Source organism: Priestia sp. VA7 (assembly GCF_055710015.1).
This window is the reverse complement of record NZ_JBVQPN010000001.1, coordinates 506,389-531,842: the sequence shown is the minus strand read 5'-3', so window position 1 is coordinate 531,842 and position 25,454 is coordinate 506,389. Positions and strand designations below refer to the sequence as shown.

28 protein-coding genes and 1 riboswitch are annotated in these 25,454 nt (G+C 37.8%); of the genes, 5 read left to right on the top strand and 23 right to left on the bottom strand.

Annotated features, from left to right (window positions below):
* Window positions 1–277: 277 nt before the first annotated feature.
* From AC0C45_RS02840 to AC0C45_RS02805, 8 genes are all read right to left on the bottom strand, one after another.
* A complete protein-coding gene (locus tag AC0C45_RS02840) occupies window positions 278–880 on the bottom strand; it encodes a genetic competence negative regulator (RefSeq protein WP_047932129.1) in 603 nt (200 codons plus the stop codon).
* Between the two features lie 127 nt (window positions 881–1,007).
* A complete protein-coding gene (locus AC0C45_RS02835) occupies window positions 1,008–1,919 on the bottom strand; it encodes a MerR family transcriptional regulator (RefSeq protein ID WP_016765484.1) in 912 nt (303 codons plus the stop codon).
* A 107-nt stretch (window positions 1,920–2,026) separates the two neighbouring features.
* On the bottom strand, window positions 2,027–2,794 hold the full coding sequence (locus AC0C45_RS02830; protein ID WP_257061285.1) for a metallophosphoesterase: 768 nt from the start codon (window positions 2,792–2,794) through the stop codon (window positions 2,027–2,029).
* Between the two features lie 20 nt (window positions 2,795–2,814).
* The gene (locus tag AC0C45_RS02825) at window positions 2,815–3,189 is read right to left on the bottom strand and encodes a hypothetical protein (protein ID WP_047932131.1); all 375 of its coding nucleotides are present in this window, start codon (window positions 3,187–3,189) and stop codon (window positions 2,815–2,817) included.
* Between the two features lie 54 nt (window positions 3,190–3,243).
* Window positions 3,244–3,696 carry a DUF2663 family protein gene (locus tag AC0C45_RS02820; protein WP_047932132.1) on the bottom strand — a complete coding sequence of 151 codons (453 nt, stop codon included), beginning with the start codon at window positions 3,694–3,696 and terminating at the stop codon, window positions 3,244–3,246.
* A gap of 93 nt (window positions 3,697–3,789) precedes the next feature.
* The gene (locus tag AC0C45_RS02815; protein ID WP_047932133.1) at window positions 3,790–4,395 is read right to left on the bottom strand and encodes a CPBP family intramembrane glutamic endopeptidase; all 606 of its coding nucleotides are present in this window, start codon (window positions 4,393–4,395) and stop codon (window positions 3,790–3,792) included.
* Window positions 4,395–5,912 carry a RecQ family ATP-dependent DNA helicase gene (locus tag AC0C45_RS02810; RefSeq protein WP_257061284.1) on the bottom strand — a complete coding sequence of 506 codons (1,518 nt, stop codon included), beginning with the start codon at window positions 5,910–5,912 and terminating at the stop codon, window positions 4,395–4,397. The genes AC0C45_RS02815 and AC0C45_RS02810 overlap by 1 nt, the downstream gene beginning before the upstream one ends.
* A gap of 23 nt (window positions 5,913–5,935) precedes the next feature.
* Entirely contained in the window at window positions 5,936–6,985 is a 1,050-nt protein-coding gene (locus tag AC0C45_RS02805) for a YpbB family protein (protein ID WP_171776634.1), read from the bottom strand.
* Between the two features lie 257 nt (window positions 6,986–7,242).
* Between AC0C45_RS02805 and AC0C45_RS02800 the strand changes: the two genes are divergently transcribed.
* Window positions 7,243–7,491 carry a ferredoxin gene (locus AC0C45_RS02800; protein ID WP_013059046.1) on the top strand — a complete coding sequence of 83 codons (249 nt, stop codon included), beginning with the start codon at window positions 7,243–7,245 and terminating at the stop codon, window positions 7,489–7,491.
* A 78-nt stretch (window positions 7,492–7,569) separates the two neighbouring features.
* Here the strand turns inward: AC0C45_RS02800 and AC0C45_RS02795 are convergent, their stop codons facing one another.
* Window positions 7,570–8,145, bottom strand: coding sequence for an ECF transporter S component (locus tag AC0C45_RS02795; RefSeq protein ID WP_013084915.1), 576 nt, complete (start codon window positions 8,143–8,145; stop codon window positions 7,570–7,572).
* Between the two features lie 154 nt (window positions 8,146–8,299).
* A riboswitch (FMN riboswitch) is annotated at window positions 8,300–8,442 on the bottom strand.
* A gap of 298 nt (window positions 8,443–8,740) precedes the next feature.
* Between AC0C45_RS02795 and serA the strand changes: the two genes are divergently transcribed.
* Complete coding sequence (serA, locus tag AC0C45_RS02790; protein WP_016765490.1) at window positions 8,741–10,315, top strand: phosphoglycerate dehydrogenase; 1,575 nt, start codon at window positions 8,741–8,743, stop codon at window positions 10,313–10,315.
* Between the two features lie 33 nt (window positions 10,316–10,348).
* Here the strand turns inward: serA and AC0C45_RS02785 are convergent, their stop codons facing one another.
* The 12 genes from AC0C45_RS02785 to AC0C45_RS02730 all read right to left on the bottom strand — a co-directional run bounded on the left by AC0C45_RS02785 (window position 10,349) and on the right by AC0C45_RS02730 (window position 22,115).
* Window positions 10,349–11,038, bottom strand: a complete 690-nt coding sequence (locus AC0C45_RS02785) for a peptidoglycan DD-metalloendopeptidase family protein (protein WP_034649031.1) — start codon at window positions 11,036–11,038, stop codon at window positions 10,349–10,351.
* 169 nt (window positions 11,039–11,207) lie between these two features.
* A complete protein-coding gene (locus AC0C45_RS02780) occupies window positions 11,208–12,980 on the bottom strand; it encodes an ATP-binding protein (RefSeq protein ID WP_472927895.1) in 1,773 nt (590 codons plus the stop codon).
* Window positions 12,980–13,696 carry a response regulator transcription factor gene (locus tag AC0C45_RS02775; RefSeq protein WP_013059051.1) on the bottom strand — a complete coding sequence of 239 codons (717 nt, stop codon included), beginning with the start codon at window positions 13,694–13,696 and terminating at the stop codon, window positions 12,980–12,982. Before AC0C45_RS02775 ends, AC0C45_RS02780 begins: the two co-directional genes overlap by 1 nt.
* 349 nt (window positions 13,697–14,045) lie before the next feature.
* Window positions 14,046–15,224, bottom strand: coding sequence for a c-type cytochrome biogenesis protein CcsB (gene ccsB, locus AC0C45_RS02770; RefSeq protein ID WP_016765494.1), 1,179 nt, complete (start codon window positions 15,222–15,224; stop codon window positions 14,046–14,048).
* Window positions 15,225–15,235: 11 nt separating this feature from the next.
* On the bottom strand, window positions 15,236–16,858 hold the full coding sequence (resB, locus tag AC0C45_RS02765) for a cytochrome c biogenesis protein ResB (RefSeq protein ID WP_472927894.1): 1,623 nt from the start codon (window positions 16,856–16,858) through the stop codon (window positions 15,236–15,238).
* A gap of 12 nt (window positions 16,859–16,870) precedes the next feature.
* Window positions 16,871–17,392 carry a thiol-disulfide oxidoreductase ResA gene (gene resA, locus AC0C45_RS02760; RefSeq protein WP_013059054.1) on the bottom strand — a complete coding sequence of 174 codons (522 nt, stop codon included), beginning with the start codon at window positions 17,390–17,392 and terminating at the stop codon, window positions 16,871–16,873.
* A gap of 197 nt (window positions 17,393–17,589) precedes the next feature.
* On the bottom strand, window positions 17,590–18,315 hold the full coding sequence (locus tag AC0C45_RS02755) for a pseudouridine synthase (RefSeq protein WP_013059055.1): 726 nt from the start codon (window positions 18,313–18,315) through the stop codon (window positions 17,590–17,592).
* Between the two features lie 86 nt (window positions 18,316–18,401).
* Window positions 18,402–18,935: a spore maturation protein gene (locus tag AC0C45_RS02750; protein WP_013084923.1), complete on the bottom strand. Its 534-nt coding sequence runs from the start codon at window positions 18,933–18,935 to the stop codon at window positions 18,402–18,404.
* Window positions 18,932–19,531, bottom strand: coding sequence for a nucleoside recognition domain-containing protein (locus AC0C45_RS02745; protein WP_013059057.1), 600 nt, complete (start codon window positions 19,529–19,531; stop codon window positions 18,932–18,934). Before AC0C45_RS02745 ends, AC0C45_RS02750 begins: the two co-directional genes overlap by 4 nt.
* Window positions 19,524–20,672, bottom strand: a complete 1,149-nt coding sequence (locus AC0C45_RS02740; RefSeq protein ID WP_047932137.1) for a D-alanyl-D-alanine carboxypeptidase family protein — start codon at window positions 20,670–20,672, stop codon at window positions 19,524–19,526. Before AC0C45_RS02740 ends, AC0C45_RS02745 begins: the two co-directional genes overlap by 8 nt.
* A 118-nt stretch (window positions 20,673–20,790) precedes the next feature.
* On the bottom strand, window positions 20,791–21,363 hold the full coding sequence (gene scpB / locus AC0C45_RS02735; protein WP_016765498.1) for an SMC-Scp complex subunit ScpB: 573 nt from the start codon (window positions 21,361–21,363) through the stop codon (window positions 20,791–20,793).
* Entirely contained in the window at window positions 21,360–22,115 is a 756-nt protein-coding gene (locus tag AC0C45_RS02730; protein ID WP_013059060.1) for a segregation/condensation protein A, read from the bottom strand. The genes scpB and AC0C45_RS02730 overlap by 4 nt, the downstream gene beginning before the upstream one ends.
* Before the next feature lie 198 nt (window positions 22,116–22,313).
* On the opposite strand from AC0C45_RS02730, the gene AC0C45_RS02725 reads away from it, so the two are divergent.
* On the top strand, window positions 22,314–22,412 hold the full coding sequence (locus AC0C45_RS02725) for a YjcZ family sporulation protein (RefSeq protein ID WP_170836726.1): 99 nt from the start codon (window positions 22,314–22,316) through the stop codon (window positions 22,410–22,412).
* Between the two features lie 132 nt (window positions 22,413–22,544).
* Window positions 22,545–23,066, top strand: a complete 522-nt coding sequence (locus tag AC0C45_RS02720) for a DUF309 domain-containing protein (protein ID WP_016765499.1) — start codon at window positions 22,545–22,547, stop codon at window positions 23,064–23,066.
* Window positions 23,067–23,141: 75 nt separating this feature from the next.
* Here AC0C45_RS02720 and AC0C45_RS02715 read toward each other — a convergent pair whose 3' ends face one another.
* The gene (locus AC0C45_RS02715) at window positions 23,142–23,495 is read right to left on the bottom strand and encodes a GNAT family N-acetyltransferase (RefSeq protein ID WP_013059063.1); all 354 of its coding nucleotides are present in this window, start codon (window positions 23,493–23,495) and stop codon (window positions 23,142–23,144) included.
* A 244-nt stretch (window positions 23,496–23,739) separates the two neighbouring features.
* Entirely contained in the window at window positions 23,740–24,174 is a 435-nt protein-coding gene (locus AC0C45_RS02710) for a peptidylprolyl isomerase (RefSeq protein WP_013059064.1), read from the bottom strand.
* A gap of 388 nt (window positions 24,175–24,562) precedes the next feature.
* Between AC0C45_RS02710 and AC0C45_RS02705 the strand changes: the two genes are divergently transcribed.
* Window positions 24,563–25,438 (top strand): DUF1002 domain-containing protein, encoded by an 876-nt coding sequence (locus tag AC0C45_RS02705; protein WP_013059065.1) that lies wholly within the window; start codon window positions 24,563–24,565, stop codon window positions 25,436–25,438.
* Window positions 25,439–25,454: the final 16 nt, after the last annotated feature.

Genomic DNA, 25,454 nt, shown 5'->3' with positions numbered 1-25,454 from the left:
ATAGTATACACCCTTAGTTTTACATTGCAAAGGAAAATATCGAACTTTTAGTATTTTTTGTGTTCTTCTAAGAAAACGCTTCCAATAACTTTACAAGGTATGCTACAATGTTTTAAGTCTGCCTCTTTTCTAGTATGCTTTAATCGTCTAAAAAAAATAAAAAACACCCGGTGATAAAGAGCACTTTCAACAACTTTGTACAAGCTGAAAGTGCAGCCACTCTTATTTTAATAAAAGTGCTTTATCCTTCACGGGTGTAATTATTTCAATTAAACAATTAAGAAAAGACAGAATTAATATACTCCAAAGCTCTCTTTTCTACTAACATTTTTCCATATTCATTGACGCGGTGCTTTGTAATTGTAGAGGGATTTCCATACTCCGCCAAAACCGCAATCATATTCCCAACTTCAGCCGGTGGCAGCATGTGATAATCCAACAGCACGTAAAAACGTTTTTCAAATGAATAGAGCACGCTATCCGTATCGTAAAAGTTTGACATGCGTTTGGTCAGCTGAATGACATCTTCAAATGAATCAAACTCAAAAAACATGTCTTCGCTTTCATCTAGCATGACCTGCATTTCAATGAAGTCTTCGAACTCGTCTTCATCGAACTCACCGTAGCTGGTTTCTTCTTCATACTGCTTTGTCACAAATACAACCATTCCCTGTGCTTGAAGTGAAAAAACTTCTACCGAAAGAGAATTTGTAGGTTCAAAGTTCAGTTCTTGAGAAGCTTGCTCTATCATCTCACGAAAAAGCTGTTTTACTTTGAATGTATCTGTCCATAGATCTTCTTTTGTTAACCCTCTTTCTTTTAAATCATCGTAGGTCAAAAAAACTTTTAGCTTATTATAGTTTAATCGTTCAAGCCTCATTAGCGTCCCTCCCCGCTTGCACTCATAACCACATGGTTCGATAATGCAGTATATGTATTTTTTGGAAAACGGTTCGTGATGTTTACTTACGAGTTTACAGGTTTATGATAGGAAAGACAAGCTATTCTCAATCAATTTCTGCTAATTTTTTTGTTAGCCAGCTGTTCCACTCTTCTTTTGTATTTCCTAAAATAAACGGCTGGGCCTCGCCTTTTCTTTTGCTATCTAAAACATCAAACACATAACCGCCTAATCCTACTTTAAGATGGGGGAATTTCTTTATCATTTGGTTCGTCAAGTTTAGTGTTTTCTCGGCATTTTCCAACATTGTGCATGACATAAATAAAAATGTTGGGTCTACTTCTTTAACAATTAACTCGACATCTTTATCTTCAATGCTGCTTCCTAAATAAATAACTTCAAACCCTTTACGGCGTAAAAATAGCGTAAAGACTAGGAGTCCCACTTCATGTGTCTCATTAGGTCCGCATACAGCAATCGCTTTAGGTAATAAGCCATTTGAAGGCAGCGAATAAAAAATCATGCTGATACGCGTTTTTAATACTTGAGTCGTATAATGCTCATGAGCACTTGTAATTTGCCCTTTTTCCCACATATCTCCAACCGTCACGAGTAGAGAACCCAAAATATCAATAACCACTTTTTCTACCGAATACAGGCTAAAAGCATGATTAATTAAATCCTGTGCTTTTCCTTCTTCAAAAGATAAAAGCATCGTTAACAGCTCATCCCTAATTTTTTGAGGGGAATCTACTTCTCCTTCTTCTTCAAACGTTCCTACTGTACTGCTTTCCGTTTCTAATAACGAAACCGCTTGACTGATGGTAAAACCTCCGCTCACTTTTTCCGTGAGCCATTTTAATTTCCGCAAATCTTCCTCTGTATATAACCGATGCCCCGAATCGTTGCGGACAGGATTTAAAATTTGATAACGTCGTTCCCATGCACGCAAAGTTCCCGGCTGGATTCCGACCATATTTGAGATGGCTTTAATATTATACTTCCCTTCGTGAGCCATACGTAACCTCCAACTACTCTTCGTGAACTGTATCTATTAATTGAATTATAGGATAAGTTATCCTGTGTGTAAAATTTGTATATGCTATGTAAAGAGTTTGTTCAAGGCTATTCTTTCCTTTTTAAAGTGATATAATGCGTTTGGGCTCTAGCTTGTAAACGGAGAGGCAAAGAGGTTGTACCATATCCGTTACTGACAAAAAGAGGAATCTTTCTTTTTTCTTTCAGCCCTCCTAATTCATACATACCCAAATTAAATAAGCGTATCTGTCCCCCGTGTGTATGCCCGCTCAAAATTAAATCTACTTTTGATTCTTTATCTACATAATAGATAACATCAGGATTATGGCTTAGAAGAATGGTAAGCTGTTCAGGTTCAATGGAAGAAACAGCTCTCTTTAGATTCATCTGACCTTCTGATAAATCATCTACCCCCGCAAAGTGGCATGTAGTACCATATTTAGAAACGGCAAAGACATGCTCATTTTTAAGGGCAATAACTCCTTCATCTTTAAGCATCTGCTTCAATTGCATCTGACTTACTTCGTAATCATTATTTCCCCACACAAAATAGACGGGTCCTAGCGTTTTAAGCTGTTGAATATTTTGACGAGCCCGCACTAAAGGGACTCCTCCTTCTAGTAAATCACCGCCTATGATCACAAAATCTACTTCGCCCGGTATTTTTTCCAACAGCTTCGACGAAACTGTTCGCTTATGTATATCCGATATAAAAAACAGGCGCAAAGGCTGCTTATTTTCAGGAAATCTTGATAAATGAATCGTTCTTTCTTCGACATATGTACGATGGGCTTCTGAAAACATAAAAATCAGCAAGCCTATGCCTAACGCTAAAACAATTAAAAGAATAACCATATATTCTCCTTCTTTTCATTTTATACCCGATGTGTTTCCTTTAAAGAAGAAAGGGCATAAATTATCGCAATTGTTAACAAACCTACTACTTGATAAAGTGCAATGGCACTTAACGATAAAATTCCTATCACACATAGACATGAAACAAGGTATTCATGCCATTTTACCTTATAGCCTTTTAGAAGCAACCGACTTTGCAGAAACACTTTACGAACTGCCGCCGACAGACAAAAAAGAGCCGTAAAAAACAAGATTATAACACTAAACACCTCTAACGGATGTAAAATCATTTGAATAAGTAAATAGGTTAACGAAGCTTTTGAGCCTACAGCCGTTAAACTGCTGATATAATAACTGCATAACCACGCAGCCAGCAAGTTAAACCAATCCCTCACAAAAAAACCCCCTTCACTAAACTTCTATGTAAAAAGAGGCTTTTTCATGCGATTCTATTTGTTTTCATGATATAAATTAATTCCATAGGTTGACTGCATCCAGCGGAACGTTTCTTTTCGGTGCTCCCATGTTTCAGGCGTCGCCCATAGCTCTTTGCTTCTTTTAATAATCTCACAGCGCAAATCTTGAAAAGTCTTTTCTGCTTTCTCGCTTTTTTTCTGCAGCTGTACAGTATAAAAGTAAAGTGAGACGGTAAGCAATAGAAACATCAAATGTCCCATGTTGCCTAACAAAAATGAAAAAAATTCGCTAAACGTCCTAAAAAAACCGCTTTGAAATATGAAAAAAAAGTAGCTAATAACAGCCGTTACACTGGCTAAAAACAAAAACTTCCATTTTTTCTCTTTAGCTTTCAGCTTATTGACTGTCTCTTTTCTTTTAATAACGCTAGCTAATATATATTGAAGTGTTTCATCGTTTTCAAAGTCTACCACTTTGTTTTCCATTATTCCACCCCCCCTCTTATGCTAGTACAACATATGAGGGAACATAAAAGATTATGTGGGGAGTATTGAAAATAATGACTGTTTCCTTAACCTTTACTGCATTAATTCTTCTGGCTGTGCAGATTCCCCTTTTAATTTTCGTATCTGCAGGCCCAATAAAAAATCAATGAGAAAATGAGTAAAAATCGTGACATATAAATTTTCAGTCCACCAAAAAAGCAACCCTATTAAAAAGCTTAAAAACACAACCGAAATAAAAAGAAACCACTTTTTTAAATATCGAATGTGAACGAGTGCAAATACAATACTCGCCCAAAAGAGGCCAAACTGAACTTGTATAACCCCTCGAAATAATATTTCTTCTGAACATGCAACGATTAGGCAAATAAGGATCAGATGAGGAACAGAACGTTTAGCAAATAAACGTTCATTGATCCCTCCGTCATCGTATAAATGCTCAGGTACGCATTTCATTAGAAGTATATCTCCTCCTACTACAAAGAGAGCCGTTCCTCCCCCGTACAATAAAATAGAAGACCAATCCAGCTGAAAAAACTGCAAAAAGGAATTCCACGAATCGAATGTAAAAAAACCGATGCCTAAAGCAATGAAGCAGATGAGCAGCTGTGTTACATATAAATTTTTAACTAGCTCTGCATCTGTCATGGATGAAATAAGCTCTTGCTGTGATTTTGCCATTATATCTCTCCTTGACGAAGCAAACGAGCTAATTCTAATTCCCAGCCTTGAAATGTCCATTGCTCCTGCTCACCATTTGTTTTTTTATAGTTTTCTAAATCCAAGCCGCAGCAATCGCAACAATTCTCATGCTCTGATTTTCCCGTTTCATCGAAATAGCCAAGCAGCACGTGACGACGGCATTCTTTTGTCTCAATAAACCCCTTCATCGCACGATACTTGTCATGTTTGTTTCGAAGACGTTTATTTACAGCCGCAACAATCGTTTCATGCAGCGATGCAGGAATTTCCCAGGGTTTTACATATTCATTTTTCACTGCATTTTCTTTGTACAAATAATAACGAATAAATCGCCAATGTGTTTCTTGAACACCCACTGTATAAAGAAAGTGAGACTCTACTTGTTTTAAAGGAATGGCCTGATCATGGTTTCGTAAATACGACAAGCAGTATAAGATGGTATCTGAAGAAGGAAGCTCAATTTCAAGTAAAGAATGAGCAAAATCATCGTCTCCTTCAGCATAAAGCAAGATCGCAATACTGTTTCGCTGATCGCGTCCACTTCTTCCAATTTCCTGTACATATGCTTCTAACTGCGTAGGTGTATGAAAATGAATAACAAAGCGAACATTCGATTTGTTAACCCCCATTCCAAATGCACTTGTGCAGCAAATGATATCAAGCTGATTTTCTAAAAATTGCTGTTGAACAAGCATTCTTTCATTCGGTTCCATTCCCCCATGGTAATACTGCACTCGCTGTATCCCATTTTCCTTTAGAAGCTGTGTTAATGCTTCTGTCCAAGATCGGCTGGAACAATAGATAATTCCCGGACCTTGCAGTTCACTAACGTACATCAGTAATTTCTCTTTTTTTTCTTCAATACTTGCAACAAAATCAACTTCCATCGCAATATTACTTCGATTCATGGAATAGATGTGCTCGTTGACAGCAGGAAGCGATAAGTAGCGCTTAATATCTTCCACTACTTCCCTAGTCGCAGTTCCCGTTAGTGCCAGACATAGCGGACTGCCAAGTTCCTTCCATATATCTCCTAGCTGTAGATAATCTAAACGAAAATCATGTCCCCACTGAGAAATACAATGCGCCTCGTCCACAACGAAAAGGCCTACCTTTGCCTGCTTTAATGCTTCTACTACAACAGCATTTTGCAAAATTTCAGGAGATGCATAAATAAAACGATAAAAAGCTAAATTTTTTAGCGCTCGTTGTTTTTCTTCTTGTTGTAGGAAACTATTTAAGGCAATAACTCGCTTTTCTCCGCTTGCCTTTAGTTGTTGAACTTGATCTTCCATCAGTGAAATTAAAGGAGATACAATCAGCACCGGTCGGTTCAACAAATAAGCTGGGAGCTGATAGCACAATGATTTTCCTGTTCCTGTAGGCAGAACCGCTAACACATTATGACCGGTTAAAATATCTTGAATAATCTCTTTTTGTCCTATTCGAAATTGGCTATAGCCAAATTGTTTCTGTAGAAGTTGTTCTATCTTCACATCAAACACCACTTTTTTTAGTATCAGGTAAAATGTTTTGCTAATACGAGACGAATCTGAAAATAGGTAACGTCGTCTTTTACTTCTTCTTTTATCACCTTTAATTTATTTGTACGCAAACCTTCAAAAGCTGAGATAATTTTTTCCTGCTGCTTAGGCGATACGTATGCATCGATTGAAAAAGATGGAACAAACAGAGCTAATTCTGCAATATGATCTTCAATTGTACTTTCTTTCAAACGCCTTATATAAGCAATTTCTTCAAGCGTCTTGCCTTTTTGAAGCCAGCTATACGTTTTTAACGTCGAGCTTGTCAAAGGCAATTCTAAATATAGATCACGTAAAAAAGAAGACAGTACATGAAAGCTTTCATTATTTTTACTTACTTTTTCAATGATATGGTGAATAACCCCTAAAAGTTGAATATGAACATAATGCTCATCGAGTTCATATTGATATGCTAACTGATTTTTTGTAAAGCCTACTCTTTGGTATCCAGTCAGCTGCAAAACAAAAAGAGACGCGTCCCGTTCCGTGCAACCTTTCAAACACATTCGGAGCTCTTCGAATAGCTCGGCGGCTAACTCTTGACGCGTTTGCTTTTGAGACATAATATACGTTTTTACCCATTGAATGACCTCGGCATTTTTGGAAATGGGTAAAAACCCTTTTTGAAAATACTGTAGGTTTGATAAGGTCTGAATGAACAAAGTGATTCTTGCTAAAAATAATTGAGTACTGCTTGCGAATTTCCATCCGTCTAAAGCTGGATGAAAGGGTCGAGCCGTCAGTTCATCTTCAAGGCGTGCTTGTCCCTTATCTGTCATCACATACTTTTGATTTTCAGTTTCTTCAATATACTGCTGTTCTTTTAGATATGCAACGCAGGCTTCAAAAGACCGTTTATCTAAGTAAACAAATGACTGAAAAAGAAACGAAATTCCAAAAATTTTTCCGTCTTGAATCGTTTGAGCTGACTTTTTACCTGTTAATAAATGATAAATACCATAGGCGGTTCGCTCACCTTTTAACTGTTTTATACAAAATAAAATGCTAACTTGAATATAATTCAAAGGTGTCAACTTCCTTTCTCATTCATTGTACCAAAAGTGACCAATAGCATGTGAGATAAAGGCTTTTTAGCTCTTTCCTTTATGTATCAAAACGTTTGGGTAAGTGAAGAAACCTTGATTTGATAAGCATTCTCAGTGACTTTTCTATTGAAAAGTTTTATAAATCATTTTACAATGAATAAGGAGAAATTTCACTCTTGATTCGCCAAGAGATTATATAATGAGAAATTTTCGAACACTTTACAGGAGGTCTTGTTATGCCAAAATATACAATTGTTGATAAAGATACTTGCATCGCATGCGGCGCTTGCGGAGCAGCAGCACCAGACATTTATGATTATGATGATGAAGGTATTGCATTCGTAACATTAGATGATAACCAAGGTGTAGTAGAAATTCCAGAAGATCTAGAAGATGATATGATGGATGCAATGGAAGGCTGCCCTACGGATTCAATTCGCGTAGCGGATGAAAAATTCGAAGGCGATGCTAATAAATTCGAATAAGTATGGAGCAAACCTGTAGTGTACATGCTGCAGGTTTTTTTATATATAAAAATCGCTCTCCCCGGGAGAGCGATTGAATTAAACAGCAATGCGACGCGTGATCCATTGCTTCATTTTTGAAAACAATAAGACAAAGATAACCCCTGTTGCTGCTCCTTTTATTAAGTTAAACGGCAAAATACCTGCAACGATATATTGACGTGCTTGTTCACTAGACATTTCTGGCGATTGCAAGAAGATTGTATACGCTGGTAAGAAGACATAATAATTTAAGACAGCCATGAGTACCGTCATTACCACCGTACCCGTAACCAAACCTATCGTTACACCTTTAGCCGTTTTAAATCGGTTGAACATGTATGATACAGGAAGAACGAACAGTAAACCAGCCACAAAGTTCGCCACTTGACCAACTGGAACCCCTGTAGCACTTCCTTGAATTAAATAATTCAATAAATTTTTTATTCCTTCTACTATAACAGCAGCCATCGGTCCAAATACAAGTGCTGCTACGAGTGCAGGAATTTCGCTAAAATCAATTGTTAAAAACGGAGGTAATCCAGGAATTGGAAAATTAATCATCATTAAAATATAAGCAATACTACTTAACATTCCTAGTATGACCAGCTTTTGAGTTTTCTTACTTTGTTGCATCTTGCCTCTCTCCTTCTTTGTGATCCACTCTTCAAAGAAGAAAGGTTCAACTTTATATCCCCACGCAAAAACCTCCCAACAAATGATTCGTTGAGAGGAGACATGGCAGGCATATTTAATAAACGTTCATCACATTAGGTTTTGAACGCTGAACCTCCACCTTCTCCCATCCAGACTGTACTGTCGGCTTTGGAATTTCACCAAATCTGCTCGTATGTATTACATATAAGCTCGCGGGCTCAAAACAATTTGTTTTTTACCGCCGGTCGGGAATTTCACCCTGCCCCGAAGATAGACCAATATTTAATTATGAATTTATTATATGTTATCTCGAATTAAAAGTAAATAAAGAAGTTTTTTAATTCCTATTAAATTGATGTCTTTTATAAACTTCATTACTGTTTTATATGTAAAATAAGGAAATAAGTGCATAACCAACAGCATTATGACATATTTATAGTTTCAATTTTACGTTTATAATTGTGTATTTGATAACTAATCGTAAAGTTTGAAAAATATAATTGACAGAATTTTTTTAACATGGTAAATTATCAAATATTTGATGATAGTAAAATCCAAGGGAGATGTTCACGTCATGTATAATGTATTAGTAGCTGATTCAATTAGCAATGAAGGTCTTGCTCCACTACTTGAAGCTCCTCATGTGAATCTTACGCGAAAAAAAGTTGAAGAAGTTGAGAATGATTTGCATACGTACGATGCGCTTTTAGTACGGAGTGCTACGACGGTTACAGAGGATTTGCTGGCAAAAATGCCGAATTTAAAAATTGTTGCTCGCGCTGGAGTAGGTGTCGATAATATTGATATTGAAGCCTCAACCAAACGAGGGGTTGTCGTTATTAACGCGCCGAACGGAAATACCATTTCAACGGCGGAACATACATTTGCTATGATGGCTAGCTTGTTTCGGCATATCCCCCAAGGAAATGCTTCAGTCAAAGCGCGCGAATGGAACCGCTCAGCATTTGTTGGAACAGAGCTTAATCGCAAACACCTGGGCATTATCGGATTTGGACGAATTGGCTCAGAGCTTGCCAAACGCGCAAAAGCCTTCAATATGAGCGTTCACGTTTACGATCCTTTTTTAACCTCTTCCCGAGCTGAAAAGCTAGGCGTAGAACTATTATCCCTGGATGAATTACTAGCAGCAGCGGATGTTATTACCGTGCACACTCCACTTACCAAAGAAACAAAGGGATTGCTCAATCGTGACACGTTAGCCAAAACAAAGAAGGGTGTGTTTTTATTAAACTGCGCACGCGGCGGGATCATTGATGAAAAAGCCTTAGTCCATTATTTAGAAATTGGCCATGTTCAAGGTGCAGCTATTGACGTATTTGAAGTTGAGCCGCCGATTGATAACCCTTTGTTACATTTTGATCAAGTTATTACAACTCCCCATTTAGGAGCTTCTACAAAAGAAGCCCAGCTTAACGTTGCTGAAGACGTGGCACATGACGTTTTGCGTTTTCTAGAAGGTAATCCTGTAAGCTCATCCATTAATTTACCAACGCTTTCTAAAGAAGTTTTTGAAAAAATTCAGCCGTTTACGAGCCTTACTAAACAAATGGGAGCTATCTTATCTCAATGCATGCGAGAACCTGTTCAGCATATCTCTATCTCCTACGGAGGTACAGTGACGGATTTGGAAACCACTTATATTACACGAAGCTTATTATCAGGCTTTTTAACTCATCGTATCGACTCACCTGTTAACGAAGTCAATGCTTCTATGATTGCCAAAGAACGAGGAATTACATTTGGTGAAAAAACATCGGAAGATACGCAAGGATATTCCAATATGATTGACGTTACCGTAACAGGCGAACAGCGTACATTTACCATTACGGGCACCTATATAGCCGGCTATGGACCTCGAATTGTTAATATTGATTCGTTTGATATTGATTTTTATCCGGAAGGACATCTTCTTTATATCCGTCATAGTGATCAGCCTGGAGTTATTGGAAATGTAGGGAAAGTACTTGGAGATTTACGTATTAACATTGCTACCATGCAAGTGGGCCGTAAGCAAAAAGGCGGAGAAGCCATTATGATGCTTACGTTTGATAAACTTTTAGATGATTCTGTCATCGCTTCGTTAAAACAAACAAGCGAAATTGTGACCATACAGCGTATTGAATTGTGACATTGAAAAAAAGAGCCTGAGCGGCTCTTTTTTTTATGGACTTATTTTTAACACTTGTCCTGCATTTAACATCGTATTTTCTAAATGATTCCACTTTCTTAGCTGATCCATATCTACTTCATATTTGACTGCGAGCTCAGATAATGTATCTCCTTGATGGATAAGAATACAGTTATCAGAAGTCTGATGTAACTGCTGAAAAACCGTGGCAGCTAAATCGCTTTTTACGTATGCGGATAGTTTTTGCTTGTCCAATTTGGCAAGTGGGTTTACTGCATTGGTTTTATCCGGATTCCACCTTCCTTGATGAACTTCAAAATGCAAATGTGCACCTGAAGATCGCCCTGTATTGCCAACTCGTCCAATGTTTTGACCTGCCGCTACACGATTTCCTTCTGCAACAAAACGTTCCTCTAGATGAGCATAGACCGTTTCGTATCCATTTGTTTGTTTGATAAAAACAACCTGTCCATATGTATTTGAATAATAAGAGCGGCTCACCACTCCTTTTGCAACAGCATACACCTGTGTACCAACAGGTGCTGCTATATCAATTCCAAAGTGTTTGGCGTGACGTGAACCAAATATATCAGTTAAGACTCCTTCAACCGGCCACTCCCACTGCTTCTCTTCTGCTTTTACCATTTGCCCGCCCAAAAATAAAAGACCTATACACAATCCCATTACTAATACAACCAATATTCTTCTTAACACGTCAATCATGAAGAAAGAACCTCCTATGTAGATCATTGCACACAAAACATACTATATGCCAATTCCTTCTCTTTTAGACTTGTTTATAGAAAAAATAAAGAGATGTGATTCTCCACTGAATCACATCTCTTTGTTATTCTTATTATTTCAGCGGAACAAGCTGTTATTTAGCATGTGTTTACTTTGGCAGTTTGATAAAGAAAGTTGTTCCTTCATTTAATTCACTTTCAACCGCAATGACCCCTTGATGTGCCTCCACGATATTTTTGGCGATTGCAAGCCCAAGACCAGTTCCTGACTTCCCTCTTGTTCTGGCTTTATCCGCTTTATAAAATCGTTCAAATACAAATGGAAGATCTTCTTTCGGAATGCCTGCTCCTGTATCTTGAACAGAAAGATGGATTTCAGATTGACTTTTATCAAGATGCAGCTTTACTTCTCCGTAGTCATCCGTATGACGAATAGCATTATCAATTAAGTTTGTCAGCACTTGTTCCATACGGTCTGAATCAATCATCGCCTCAAATTCATCTTCTACTTTTCCATTAAGAGACAATTTAATATGTTTTTCTTTAGCTAACCCTTGAAACTTACGCAAAACACGTTCTGTAAATTCAACCATTGCTACAGATTCTAAGTGAAGCTGCACATGTCCCGCTTCCATTCGCGCCAAATCTAAAAGTTCATTTACAAGCCGGCCCATACGGAGTGATTCATCATAAATCACCTGTGCAATTTCTTTCTTTTCTTCATCCGTACTTGCAATATCATCAATAATAGCTTCACTATAACCTTGAAGCATAGAAATAGGTGTACGCAATTCATGAGACACGTTTGCAATAAAATCTTTTCTCGATTTATCAAGTTTACGCTCTTCAGACATATCTCGTAGTACGGCTACAGCACCGCGAATTTTCGTTTGATTATAGAGCGGTGACATTAAAATGACCCACGTTTTCCCTTGAATTTTCAATTCTGCACTTCGCTCGGTTTCAGTCTCTACTACCGTTTGAAACAAATGGACAACGTTTGCTGGAAGCTCCGGCACCTGCTGATTGTTGACATCCTGCTCATAATACCAAGTCTGAAGAAAATGCTCCGCTGGGGGGTTGGTAATTAAAATCGATCCGTCTCTACTAAACGTAATAACACCGTCTGCCATACTGCTTAAAATACTTGAAAGCTGCTCTTTTTCCTGATTAAGCGCATTGAGGTTAAACTTTAACTGCCTGCCCATTTGATTAAAAGCAATCGCTAACTCTCCAATTTCATCGTGAGTTAAAATAGGTACTTTTGTATCAAAGTTGCCTTTTGTTACTTCAAATGCCGCCTGCCTCATTTTTCTAAGAGGCGCTGTAATTCGAGTGGATAAGAAAAAAGCAAAGATAGTAGTTAAAATAATAGCAATACCTGCAGCCAATAAAATGAACTTAGTCGTATACTGAGCGGGTTCTTCAATTTCAGAAAGAGATTGATACAAATAAACGCCGCCTGTCGGTTTGTTATCTTTCATTAAAGGTACACCGACAACAAACATTAAAGGTTCATCACTCGTGTCTTTCTTTGTGGTCATGTACATTTTTTCCCGTATTACTTTACCTTTTTCAACCACTTGATTTAGCTGATCGTTTTGTTTAACAATGGCCGAAATAGCTTTCTTATTTTCTTTATCAGGATGGGTGGAATGCCAATAAAAATCTTTGTCTTGAACAATAACTACACTTGCTTGGTCTGCAAGTTCACGAGCAATGGATAGTCCTAGTTTTTCATCGTCCGTTTCCTGCACAATGGTAGAGATTTTAGCAGCCGTTTTAGTTAAACGGTTTTCTGCATCTACAACATGATAATTTTCAAAAAACTGAAGCAATAAAATAGTCAAAATAAATAAAACAAGCGTGACGAGCAATAGGATAGTAAACCATAGTTTACCAACTACACTTCTCCAAAACATCAGTTATTTTCAACCTCAAATTTATACCCTACTCCCCATACGGTTACAATCATTTTCGCCGCTTGTGACGATACACGATTTAACTTTTCACGCAAACGCTTGACGTGCGTATCTACCGTACGAAGATCTCCAAAGAAATCATAATGCCATACTTCACGCAGCAGCTGTTCTCTGTCATATACTTTATCTGGCGTTTTTGCAAGGTAGCATAATAATTCATATTCTTTTGGAGTTAAGTTAACTTCTTTTCCGTCTGCTGTAACGCGATGTGCATCATTATCAATCGTTAAGTGATCAAAGACGATAAGATTTTTCACGCTCGTTTCTGGTTGAATAAACGTTGCTTGAGAGGAACGTCGAAGCAGTGCTTTTACGCGAAGAACCACTTCTCTTGGGCTAAACGGCTTAACGATATAATCATCTGTACCTACTTCAAACCCTTGGACTCTGTTTACTTCTTCCCCTTTGGCTGTAAGCATGATAATAGGAGTTGCTTTTTTCTCCCGAATTTGTTTACAAACCTCAATACCATCTATGCCGGGCATCATTAAATCCAATACAATCAAATCATAGTCTATGTGTAACGCTTTTTCGATTGCTTCATGCCCATCTGCTGCTTCTTCAATGATGTATCCTTCTTTTTCTAAGTACATTTTTAACAATCGTCTAATGCGATCTTCATCGTCTACTAGCAGTAATCTTTGTTCGTTTTGCATGTATTTTCAACCTCCTAGTCTTAGTGTACAAAAAAAAACCAGCGAGTTCTACTTATGATACCCAAACAATGTGACAATTCGTGAACACCTTTACGAAAAACAGCTGTTTTTACCAAAAAGAGGTTGAGACGCAACGAAATCCATGCAATCTACAGCTGAATAAATAAAATAAAGAAGCTAGTAGGGATCGCTTGTTCCACGGCTATAAGCACCTACATACACGAACTTTGCGTTCACTATCTCAATGAAAAAATCCGAACGAATGAGATTCTCCATCAAGAAGCTCATTCGTTCGGATCTTTCTTCAACTAAAATATCTTCGTTTCAGGCTCTATGCTATTATTAAAGGTTACGCATATGAATGTAAACCTGCAATAATTAGGTTCACAGCCACTAAGTTGAACATAATGATGGCAAATCCGCCAACTGCCAGCCAAGCTGATTTTTCACCGTGCCACCCTTTCGACAGCCGAAGATGAAGAAAAGCGGCGTAAAATAAAAAGGTGATCAGCGCCCACACCTCTTTAGGGTCCCACCCCCAAAAACGCGTCCAGGCCATCTGAGCCCAAATCATAGCGAAAATAAGTGCTCCTAGTGTGAAAATAGGAAATCCAATCGCCACTGCTCTGTAGCTTACTTCATCAAGCAAGTCGCTGTTTACCTGTTTCACAAGCGGCTGCAGCGCAGCTCCAATTCGCTTCCGTAAAATAAGACGAATCAGCCAATATAAGACGAATCCACCAGCTAACGACCAAATGACCGTATTTAATTTTTTAGCATTGATAATAGCGGGCATATCAATAAGCGGCTGTATATCGTTCCCATCTGTCCATTCACTTTGATGCGGCCCCACTAGCGGAACCATATGATACACGGCTTGCTCTTGTTCTCCACTTTTATTAATCCAATTAAATGATGACTCGTAGTGTGCCGCATTAAAAGCCAGCGTCACCGCTACAAACCCAAGCGTACTAATAAGCGTATACAGGATGAATTCCAACCAAAATGCTTTTTTATTTCGCTTGGATTGGTCAATCGTTTTGATTAAATAAATCAATCCTGCAACAAAGCTAATAGAAAGCACGGCTTCACCCGTAGCTGCGGTTGTAACGTGAATATGCAGCCAATTCGTTTGAAGAGCCGGTATCAGCGGCGTAATTTCAGTTGGAAACATGCTTGCATAAGCAATGATCAAAAGAGCCACCGGCAATGCAAAAAGTCCAAGCATGCTAAGACGATAAATAAAGTAAATAACAATAAATGCGCCAACAAGCATCATGCCAAAAAACGTCGTAAATTCAAATAAATTACTAACAGGAGCGTGGCCTGATGCAATCCATCTTGTAATGAAGTAGCCAATCTGTGCAATAAAGCCGATGATGGTAACCGCAATTCCAAACGTTGCCCACTTTGTTTTCTTTTGAGCTGCTCTCTTATCTCGAATAGCTCCTCCGAAAAAAAAGGTTGCAACTAAATAAGCAATAAACGCCACATACAGTAAATTACTACTTATACTCGCGTAATCCATGCTTTTTCCTCCTATTTTGTTTCTTTATCATTTTGGTCCTTCAGCTGTGTAAGGGATGTTGATTCTAATAAACCATTTAGTTCTTTTTTAAGCCCATACCAGTTTTTATTTGTATGTGCGGCCAACCATATCTCATTATTGACTTTTTGAATCCACATGCGGCGATGATTCCAATACATCCCTTGAATTACACCAATCATAAAGATGGCTCCGCCAACTCCTAAAAACCAAAGCGTATAGTCTCTGCGAACAGTTAATCCCGTTACATTTTTCGTTTCCACACCAGCAAAGGTCATTTTATAATCGTTATTTCCTAGGGGCTCCAAGTTCTCTCTAATTCCAACAAAAGCAACTTCACCTTTTTTATGCTGAGGGGTAATCATTTTAAATACAAAAGCCGGATTGTTAGGCACTCTGGTCTTTGTATTTGGATTTCCTTCATCATCAAAGAAAAAGTCTGGAAAGTAACTCATGAGCTTGACTTTATATCCGTTTTTTAGATCATATATTTCTTTTGGATTATGTAAATCTACTGTAAGTGAACCAACGTTTCTATTTGCATTTTTATCTGTTAAATGGAAAGACATAGAGCTAAATTCATTTAACTTGAAATCCACTTGATACATGGCATATCCTTCAAACTTAAGCGGCTGATTCACACGAATCTCTGAATCTTTTATTTTCTTTAACTTTGGATCTGCTCCCGGTATAAGCTTTCCTTCGCGCTTATACAGACTAACATCCGCTTCATATTTTTTGGCTACTTTATTATTCCCTGCACGATCAATTGCTTCTTGAAACACAGCGTTTTCGCTATCTTTATCATACATTTCAACAGTAAAACGATGGTTTTTCAAAAAATACTCTCCGTTCGTCCCAGGAATAACCTTTGTTTCACCTTCACGGATCCAAAGAACTTCATCTATATACATACCTGGTACAAACCTAAGCATAGCACCTAGTAAAAAGATAATGAGACCGATATGATTAACGTATGGACCCCATCTTGAGAAGCGTCCTTTTTCAACCAGCAGATTGCCGTTTTCTTCACGAATAGAGTATCTTCTTTTTTTAAGCATACTTTTTACATGTTCATAATCTTGATCCGTCCACGATGATGAAGTGGTATATAAACGCTGTCTTTTTAAGAAGTTTGGATGTTTTGTTACACTCTGCCTTTTTAGAGCTCGGTACAAAGGCAATACTCGATCTAAACTGCAAATGACTAACGACATTCCTAAAGCAGCAATTAAAAGCAAGTACCACCACGATTCGTAGAGATGATGAAAACCTAACTTATAATAAAGCTCTCCTGTCCATCCATATTCCTTTTGGTAATACTCATCTGCTGTCACATTAGGAGGTATGTAAGCTTCTTGAGGATAAATGGTTCCGACTGCAGACGCAACAAGCGTCACGATAATGATCCAAATACCTACTTTTACAGAAGAGAAAAAGTTCCATATTTTATCGATAACTGTTTTATTGTACGTTTGCGATCGCCTTGCGCTTCCTTCATAACGCATATCTACTAATTTATCAGTTGTTTCTTCTGCAATCGGCTTACCACAGGCTTCACACAAAATCGTACCATGCGGGTTAACGTGTCCACATTCACATTTTACGTGTTTCATTGTCAACACTCCCTATGGTTTAATTTCTTCCATATATTCTTTTATTTTAGATTCTTCCAATCCCCCAATAAAACTGTCTACAATCTTTCCGTTTTTATCAATTAAAAATGTAGTCGGCAGAGGATCTATTCCGTATGCACCCAACACTTGTGAATCTTTATCCATCAAAATCGGAAAAGATAGCTCATACTGTTTAGCAAATTGCTCTACTGCTATATTCGTTTCTGCAACGTTAACAGCTAGAATTTCGACACCTTGCTTTTTATATGATGCATACTGCTTTTCCATAGCCGGCATCTCTTGTTTACAGGGCTTGCACCATGTTCCCCAAAAATTCAAAAAAACTCCTTTGCCTTTGTAATCTGATAGCTGATGAGTTTCTCCATTAACATCTCTTAATATAAAGTCAGGTGCCTTATCTCCTACTGATACCTTTTGTTTATCAGCAAAAAATTGAGCATAAAGGGTATATCCAACCGCGCACAGCAAAACTGCCAATATAACTGTTCGAATAATCAAGCGCTTTTTTTTCATGGCATGAACTCCTTTTAACCGCTTTCAATACGCTTTTTTCTACCATTATATCATTTTTTTGGTAGTGGCTTTCCAATAATATTTCGACGTTTCTGTGAAGTCTTCCTCTCATTCTACAAGTTCGACATTTTTTCAAAAAACCTTGCTTGTTTTTCTAATTCACGACATTTTTCATAAAAAAAACAGGTAAGTGAAAATTACTTACCTGTTTGAGACATTGAATATAATTGTTTGACTTCATGCGCTGTAAGCTCACGAGCTTCTCCTGCATTTAATCCGCGTAAATCTAAAGGTCCGTAGCGTTCACGTTTTAATTTTAAGACAGAATGCCCAATTGCATCGAACATGCGACGTACTTGACGATTTTTCCCTTCATGAATCGTCAATTCCACAATCGCCGTCTGCTTGCTTTTATCAATAGAAAGAACTTTTGCACGAGCTGGTGCTGTTTTTCCGTCCTCTAGCATCACACCGCGCTGCAGCTGTCTGATTTTTTCACGACTTGGAATTCCTTTAATTTTAGCCACATACACTTTGTCCACTTCAAATTTAGGGTGCATTAGCTGATTAGCAAATTCACCGTCGTTTGTTAAAAGAAGTAAACCCGACGTATCATAGTCTAGACGTCCAATTGGATAAATTCTTTCTTCTACATGTGGAAAGAAGTCAACGACTGTTTTTCTTCCCTTGTCGTCGTTAGCAGCTGAAATTACGCCTCTTGGTTTGTATAACATAAAATAAACGGGCGCTTCGCTTTCTACAGGCACTTCGTCTACTTCAATTTTATCGTTAGGACCTACTTTCGTGCCCAATTCTCTTACAACTTTTCCATTTACTTTCACTCGGCCTTGGCCGATTAATTCTTCAGCTTTACGTCTTGATGCTACACCTGCGTGAGCAATCACTTTTTGTAATCGTTCCATTAACACTTCACCTCTTGTAACATCTTACTTGTTTACGAAGTAATACACAAGTGTATTTGCCACCCAGAGGTAGAATTTTCGATTTCTTACCGGCCAAACACAAGGATTACAATGACAACTGAGGCAATAATTCCTACCAAATCTGCCAGTAAACCAACCTTCAGCGCATCTCCCATTTTTTTAATGCCAACCGCTCCGAAATAAACCGTTAAAATATAAAATGTGGTATCTGTACTTCCTTGCATGGTCGATGCCAAACGACCGATAAAAGAATCAGGTCCGTATGTAGAAATTAGATCCGTCGTGATACCAAGAGCAGCCGTTCCAGATATCGGTTTGATAAGAGCTAAAGGTACAATTTCAGCCGGAACGCCGACTGCTTGCAGCATAGGTTTTAAAACAGATAAGAAAAAATCAAGCGCTCCTGAAGCTCGAAAAATAGAGATGCTCACTAACATGCCGACTAAGTAAGGAATGATGGAAAAAGCAATTTGTAATCCGTCTTTCCCTCCCTCTACAAACTTTTCATACGTAGGAATTTTTTTATAGGTTCCATAAAGTAAAATGCATCCTACGATAAGAGGAATAAACATCAATGATACTTGATTAAGCATAGTCATTTTCGTTTTCCTCCTTTTCGTGTACGTCGATAATAAAAGAAGCGATCAATGATGATAGCTCCTATCGTAGCTACAACAGTTGCTAAAAGCGTGGTACCGACAATTTCAGTAGGATTAGCCGAGTTATACGTAATCCGAATGGCAATAACTGTGGTTGGTATAAGTGTTAAACTGGTTGTGTTAAGTGCTAAAAGCGTGATCATAGAACGGCTTGCTTCGTCTCTATCCCCGTTTAGCTTTTTAAGCTGCTCCATCGCTTTAATGCCAAGAGGAGTTGCCGCATTCCCGAGCCCAAACATATTCGCCATCATATTGGACAATATATACCCTAAGGCCGGATGATCTTTTGGAACATCAGGAAAAAGTCTTGTAATGATGGGTCGAAACAGTTTCGCTAACTTGTCGAGAAGTCCTGCACTTTGAGCAATATTCATCATCCCTAACCAAAAGACCAGCACGCTGATTAACCCAATGCTGATGGTCACTGCTTCGCCTGCTCCTTGAAAAATTGCTTTGTTTACATCACCAATTTTTCCATTTATAATCGCAAAAACAATTCCGATAATGGTCAGCAGCATCCAAATAATATTAACCATCTGTTTTGGCTCCAGACTGAATAAACATTAATCGCTTCACTTTATCAAAAAAACCTTTTTGCTGCTCGGACTGCTTTTCGAAATAAATTGGAACACTGTCAATCGTCTCTCCACTTCTATAAATATCGAGCTTTCCTACCACATTTGGAACTTCCCCTGTTTCTTTCCACTGCTTTTTAGGCTGAATTAACGTTGTTTTTACTTCTACAGAGCTTTGTTCTTTCTTTGTGAGCGGATAGACGACATTTCGTTTAATATACAGCTGATCTTTATAGAAAGAATTTTTTATATCGGCCAATTCTCCTTTTGAAGCTAAACTGGTCATATCATATTTATCAAATGCATTTTCATACATGGAAATGTGATCGTTCCAATCATCTGGAGCATTAATCGTTACGGCAATTAAATCCATTCCATCTTTTGTAGCAGTTGTCACAAGCGTTCGTTTTGCTAATTTTGTATACCCTGTTTTTCCGCCAGTACAGTATGCATATAGTGTTGTCAGCAGTTTATTTTTGTTTTTCCACACTCGATCCCATTTCTCTTCAGGATGCTTCATTCGATAGACTTTTGTTCCTGAAATCTCTTTGAAAATTTTATTATTCATTGCATAGCGCATGAGCAGAGCCATATCGTGCGCGGTTGAGCGATGATTTTCATGATCGTCTAATCCATGCGGATTTTGAAATGTTGTATTTGTCATGCCAATTTCTTCTGCTTTTTTATTCATCAAATAAACAAATCCATCTTCGCTTCCTCCAACGGCTTCTGCGATAGCTACAGCAGCATCATTACCTGAACGAAGCATCAAGCCATATACTAAATCTTTTAATTTTATTTTTTCACCTTCAACTAAATACACAGAAGAACCTTCAACACCAACTGCGCTGTGGCTCACGGTAACTGTTTTATTTATTTTGCCAGATTCAATCGCCAGTATTGCTGTCATAATTTTTGTAATGCTAGCAATTCGGCTAACTTGATCTGCATTTTTAGCATATAACACTCTCCCTGATTTCTGTTCCATCAAAATAGCACTATGAGCACTTACGCTCCCCGCTGCAGATGATATGGAAGGCCAACCGCTGAGACATAGCAATACAATAAATAGATAGATGATACTTTTTTTGCTTCTTTTCATGTCATCCCCGTCCCTCTACCTGTTTGTACAAGTTTATGCTCGTCTTTTTTGGTTATGAATGAAAAGATTTGTCCATACAAAAAAGAACATAGAAAAAACTCTATGTTCTTTTACATTTTCACTTCATTTCTTGAAACGATTGAAAAAACAAATCTGCTTCTTGATCGGTTCCTTCTTGTAATAAATCTTCTGGAAGCGGCGGCAGCTCTTCGATACTTTTAAGGCCAAAATAGCCTAAAAATTCTTTTGTCGTTCCGTATAAGATGGCCCGTCCCGCGCCTTCCGCTCGTCCCACTTCCTTTAATAAAACTTTTCCAATTAAAGTTTGAAGAGGTCTTTCCGTTTTCACTCCGCGAATCTCTTCGATTTCAGCTCTTGTAATTGGCTGCTTATACGCTACAATAGCTAACGTTTCAAGCGCTGCTTGTGATAATGATTGATTAGCGGGAGCTTCTACGAGCTTCTCAATATATGGTGCATAGTCTTTTTTTGTGACAAGCTGATAGGCCCCTCCTATTTCAACAAGTGTAACTCCTCTGAACTTACACTCTTGTTTTAAGCTCTCCAAAGCACCTTGAATGTCTTCATGAGGCTTTTCTATAATCTCAGCTAACCGGCTAATAGATAGACCTTCATCACCAGAAACAAAAAGTAAGCTCTCAATAATAGCCTGTAGATTATTCGTTGTCATTCCTCTTCATTCCTTTCTCGATACGATACATAAAGCTCGTCTAGATTGTGCTGCTGTTCCACAACGATTTCATTTTCTTTCATTAATTCCAGCACAGCTAAAAACGTTACAACAATATGATCACGCTCTTGATAAGGAAACAGTTGATAAAAACTTTTTTTCCCTTTAAAGGCTTTTAATTCATTCACAATTTCACTCATGCGCTTGTCAATTGGAATGTCTTGCCTTGCTATTTTCGTCTGCATAGGCTTTTTATTTTGCTTTCGTTTCATCAACTTTTGAAAAGCACTTAGCATATCATACAGTGATATATCCAATCCTTCATCCTGAGGCTGCGTACGTTCTTCTGCATTTATTTGCACATTACTTGGAGGTTTTGTATACACATGACTTTGGTCTTCTTCCAGCTTTTGAAGCTCTACAGCCGCTTCTTTAAACTTTCGATATTCAATTAAGCGCTGCATCAATTCTTCACGCGGATCTTCTTCATCGACCATTTCAATTTCATCCATATCTTCTTCATACGTAGGCAGAAGCATTTTACTTTTAATTTGAAGCAAAGTTGCTGCCATGACTAGATATTCACTGGCAACGTCTAGCTGAAGCTCATTCATTGTATGTATAAACATCATATATTGCTCAGTAATTGTCGCTACTGGGATATCGTAAATATCAATTTCAAATCGGTTAATCAAATGCAGAAGAAGATCTAAAGGTCCTTCAAACGCATCTACTTTTACACTATACTCCACTTTTATCTCACCAACACTTTTCAATTGCTTATCATTTCTGCTGCTTTATATAACGTTACTATCATTAGTATAGAGGATTATAGACACATGTCCAATACAAATTAACGTAAAAATAGGTCATTTGCCCATACAAAAAATTCAAACATACATATGATGTCAAGGTAATAAGATTTTGAAATGGCTGAAGGAGGAACTCGCATGGGTGAAAAATCTTGTGGATACGGTAGCGGTTTCGCTTTAATTGTTGTACTGTTTATTTTATTAATTATTGTTGGTTGTTCTTGCTTACGCTTCTAACCACACATATTGAATAAAAACAAACGTGTTCGCCATACCTTGAGCACGTTTGTCTCTTTAAAGGCACCGCGCTGATGAATAGCTAATTTTTGTGATACACTACATATAGAGCCTTACCAGGAGGGAACAAGATTGTATTCACAAGCCTATATTGATTATTTAGTTCATTTTCATGGCGACCGGGATTACTTTGAATGTCATGAACTGCTAGAAGAACACTGGAAAAAAGACGAAAGAGGACACCGCAATATTATTTGGGTTGGCCTTATTCAAATTGCTGTTTCACTCTATCATCATCGACGCCAAAATTTCGCTGGAGCCAAAAGAACGATGCAAAAGGCGCTGGCAATTTTAACGAAGGAAGAAGAAAATATTACGCAGCTTGGACTTAATTATCCTTCACTGCTTAAACTTCTTCGCAAACAATTAGCTTTAATCGATACCTATCAGCCATATAAAAGTATTAACTTGCCCATTGAAGATCCAGCATTATTACGAGCTTGCAAACAAAGAAGCACTGATAAACAGCTTGTCTGGTTATCAGCTTCTAATCTGCAAAATGATGCGATTGTTCATCGTCACAGCACGCGAGATCGGTCAGATGTGATTGCGGAAAGACAAGCGAACTTATTGGCAAAACAAAACAACAGGTAGCTTCTAGCTACCTGTTGTTTTATGATGACTAAGATGTGAAAGAAGCTTTCACACCTCACCTAATCATGCTTTTTTTTATTCATCCGCCTGACACTTTTCATAAAACGGAGCGATGATTTCACTCGGCTTAATTTGTGCAGTCGTGTACATTTCTTTAAGAGCTTTAATCATTTTTTTGCCAATACCCTGTTGGCGGTGTGAAGGGTTTACACTGACGTGTTGAACCTCAATCAAACTTTTATCGAGCATGGAAATGCCAACAATCCCAATAATATCTTCTTCTTGCTTCCAAAGATACAGCTGCCAATGTTCGTTTTGCTCATATTCTTTCATCGTTTGTTGAAGTTTTTTTAAATCTTTTTCCGTAGGTACAAACGATAGAAGACCCATGGCAATTTTTTCATAGTTTCGTTTATAGCGAATAAGCATACGATTCTCCCTCGTCCTCAAACTTTCCTACAAATTAATGCGCTGCGTTTTTTACTGCTTTTATCATACAAAATTTATAAGTAAATAGCAATATTACACAAAAGCTTGTCCTATGTCATGCGTGTATGAGAAACCTAATCTATTACGCTTTTTGAGCTGTTGCGCGAAGAAAAAACGCCGTAACCCCCTGTAAAAGGTTGTTATGACGTTTTATCAGCTAATATCCATTTATAGCAGTATACTCTTATTCTTCCCAGACTTTTACTTCTTTCATTACGTCGCCATTTTTCATTTTTAACACTGTATCTAGTCCTTCTGTTACTTTTCCAAATACAGTGTGAACACCGTTCAAATGAGGCTGTGGCTCATGAACAAGAAAGAACTGACTGCCGCCTGTGTCTTTACCAGCATGTGCCATTGATAGAGAACCCGCTTCATGTTTGTGAGGGTTTCCTTCTGTTTCACATTTAATTGAGTAGCCAGGGCCGCCAGCACCTGTACCAGTTGGGTCTCCTCCTTGAGAAACAAATCCAGGGATAACGCGGTGGAACGTTACGCCGTTGTAGAATCCTTCATTAGCTAACTTTTCAAAGTTTTCTACTGTTCCTGGTGCTTCGTTAGGAAATAAATCGATTAGAATTTTTTCGCCATTTTCCATTAGAATACTTGCTTTTTTCATATAAATGACCTCCAATATATGTATTAGTACCGCTATAGGCTCTGTTTCCCCTATCAAAGCGGCAAAACGTAAAAGTTGTAAGTGCCACCTAGAGTAGAACACTTACATTTATAAACTCACTCTATTCTACTACAAACAAGCTCATGAATTCAATGAATGCACTTCTTCACTTTCTTCTCGTAGGGCTCTAAATAAAAAATAGTAGTTGTGAGATGAAACTTTTTATAGTATCATCCGTCTAATACAGTGATAAAGATACATAGATTTCATTTCATATAGAAATCTACGCCTCTAGACTGATTTATGGGAAAATGATGAATTGACTCTGTTACTTCAGACCTGCCCGTATTATAATAGGGCAAGTATGGGATTAAAGGAGGAAAAAGGTTTGAAATTAACGATAAAAGCAATGATGGTGACATTAGGTCTTCTTCTATTCCTAACCGCACCCTTAAAAAGTTTTGCAGATGCTGCTCCGGGCGATGTTATTATTACATTAGGTCAGGACTTAACCAGCTCTCAGAAGCAACAAGTATTAAATGACCTTGATGCACCAAGCAATGCTCAAACAGTAACCGTGACAAACCAAGAAGAGCATGAATATTTAGGTGACTTTATTCCAAAGGCTACTATTGGATCTCGTGCTATTTCATCTTCTAGTATTACCCTTGGTTCAAAAGATTCAGGTTTAAGCGTATCAACTCAAAATATTAATGGTATTACAGACGACATGTATATTAATGCTTTGATGACCGCCGGTGTTAAAGATGCAAAAATCCAGATTACCGCTCCATTTGAAGTATCTGGTACAGCTGCTTTAACAGGTATTATGAAAGCATATGAAGTTCAAACAGATCAAAAAATCCCAGAAGAAGTAAAAAAAGCAGCCAATGAAGAGATGGTCCAGACCTCTGAGCTTGGTGAAAAAATCGGTAAAGAAAAAGCAGCGCAGTTTATGGCAACGATTAAAGAAGAAATTGCCAAAGAAAATCCTCAAACAAAGGACGATTTACGCACGTTAATTCAGCGAGTGGCTGATGATTTAGGTATTAAATTAACAGATTCAGAGCTTAATACACTTGTTGATTTTTTCAATCGTTTAAAAGATATGAACATCGATTGGAATCAAGTAAAAGACCAACTTTCCGCGACAAAGGAAAAAGTAACAACATTTCTTCAGTCAGAAGAAGGCCAATCATTTCTTGATAAATTAAAGCAATTCTTTGTTGATATTATTAATGCTATTAAATCGTTATTCTCATAAAAAAAAGAGCCTCTTG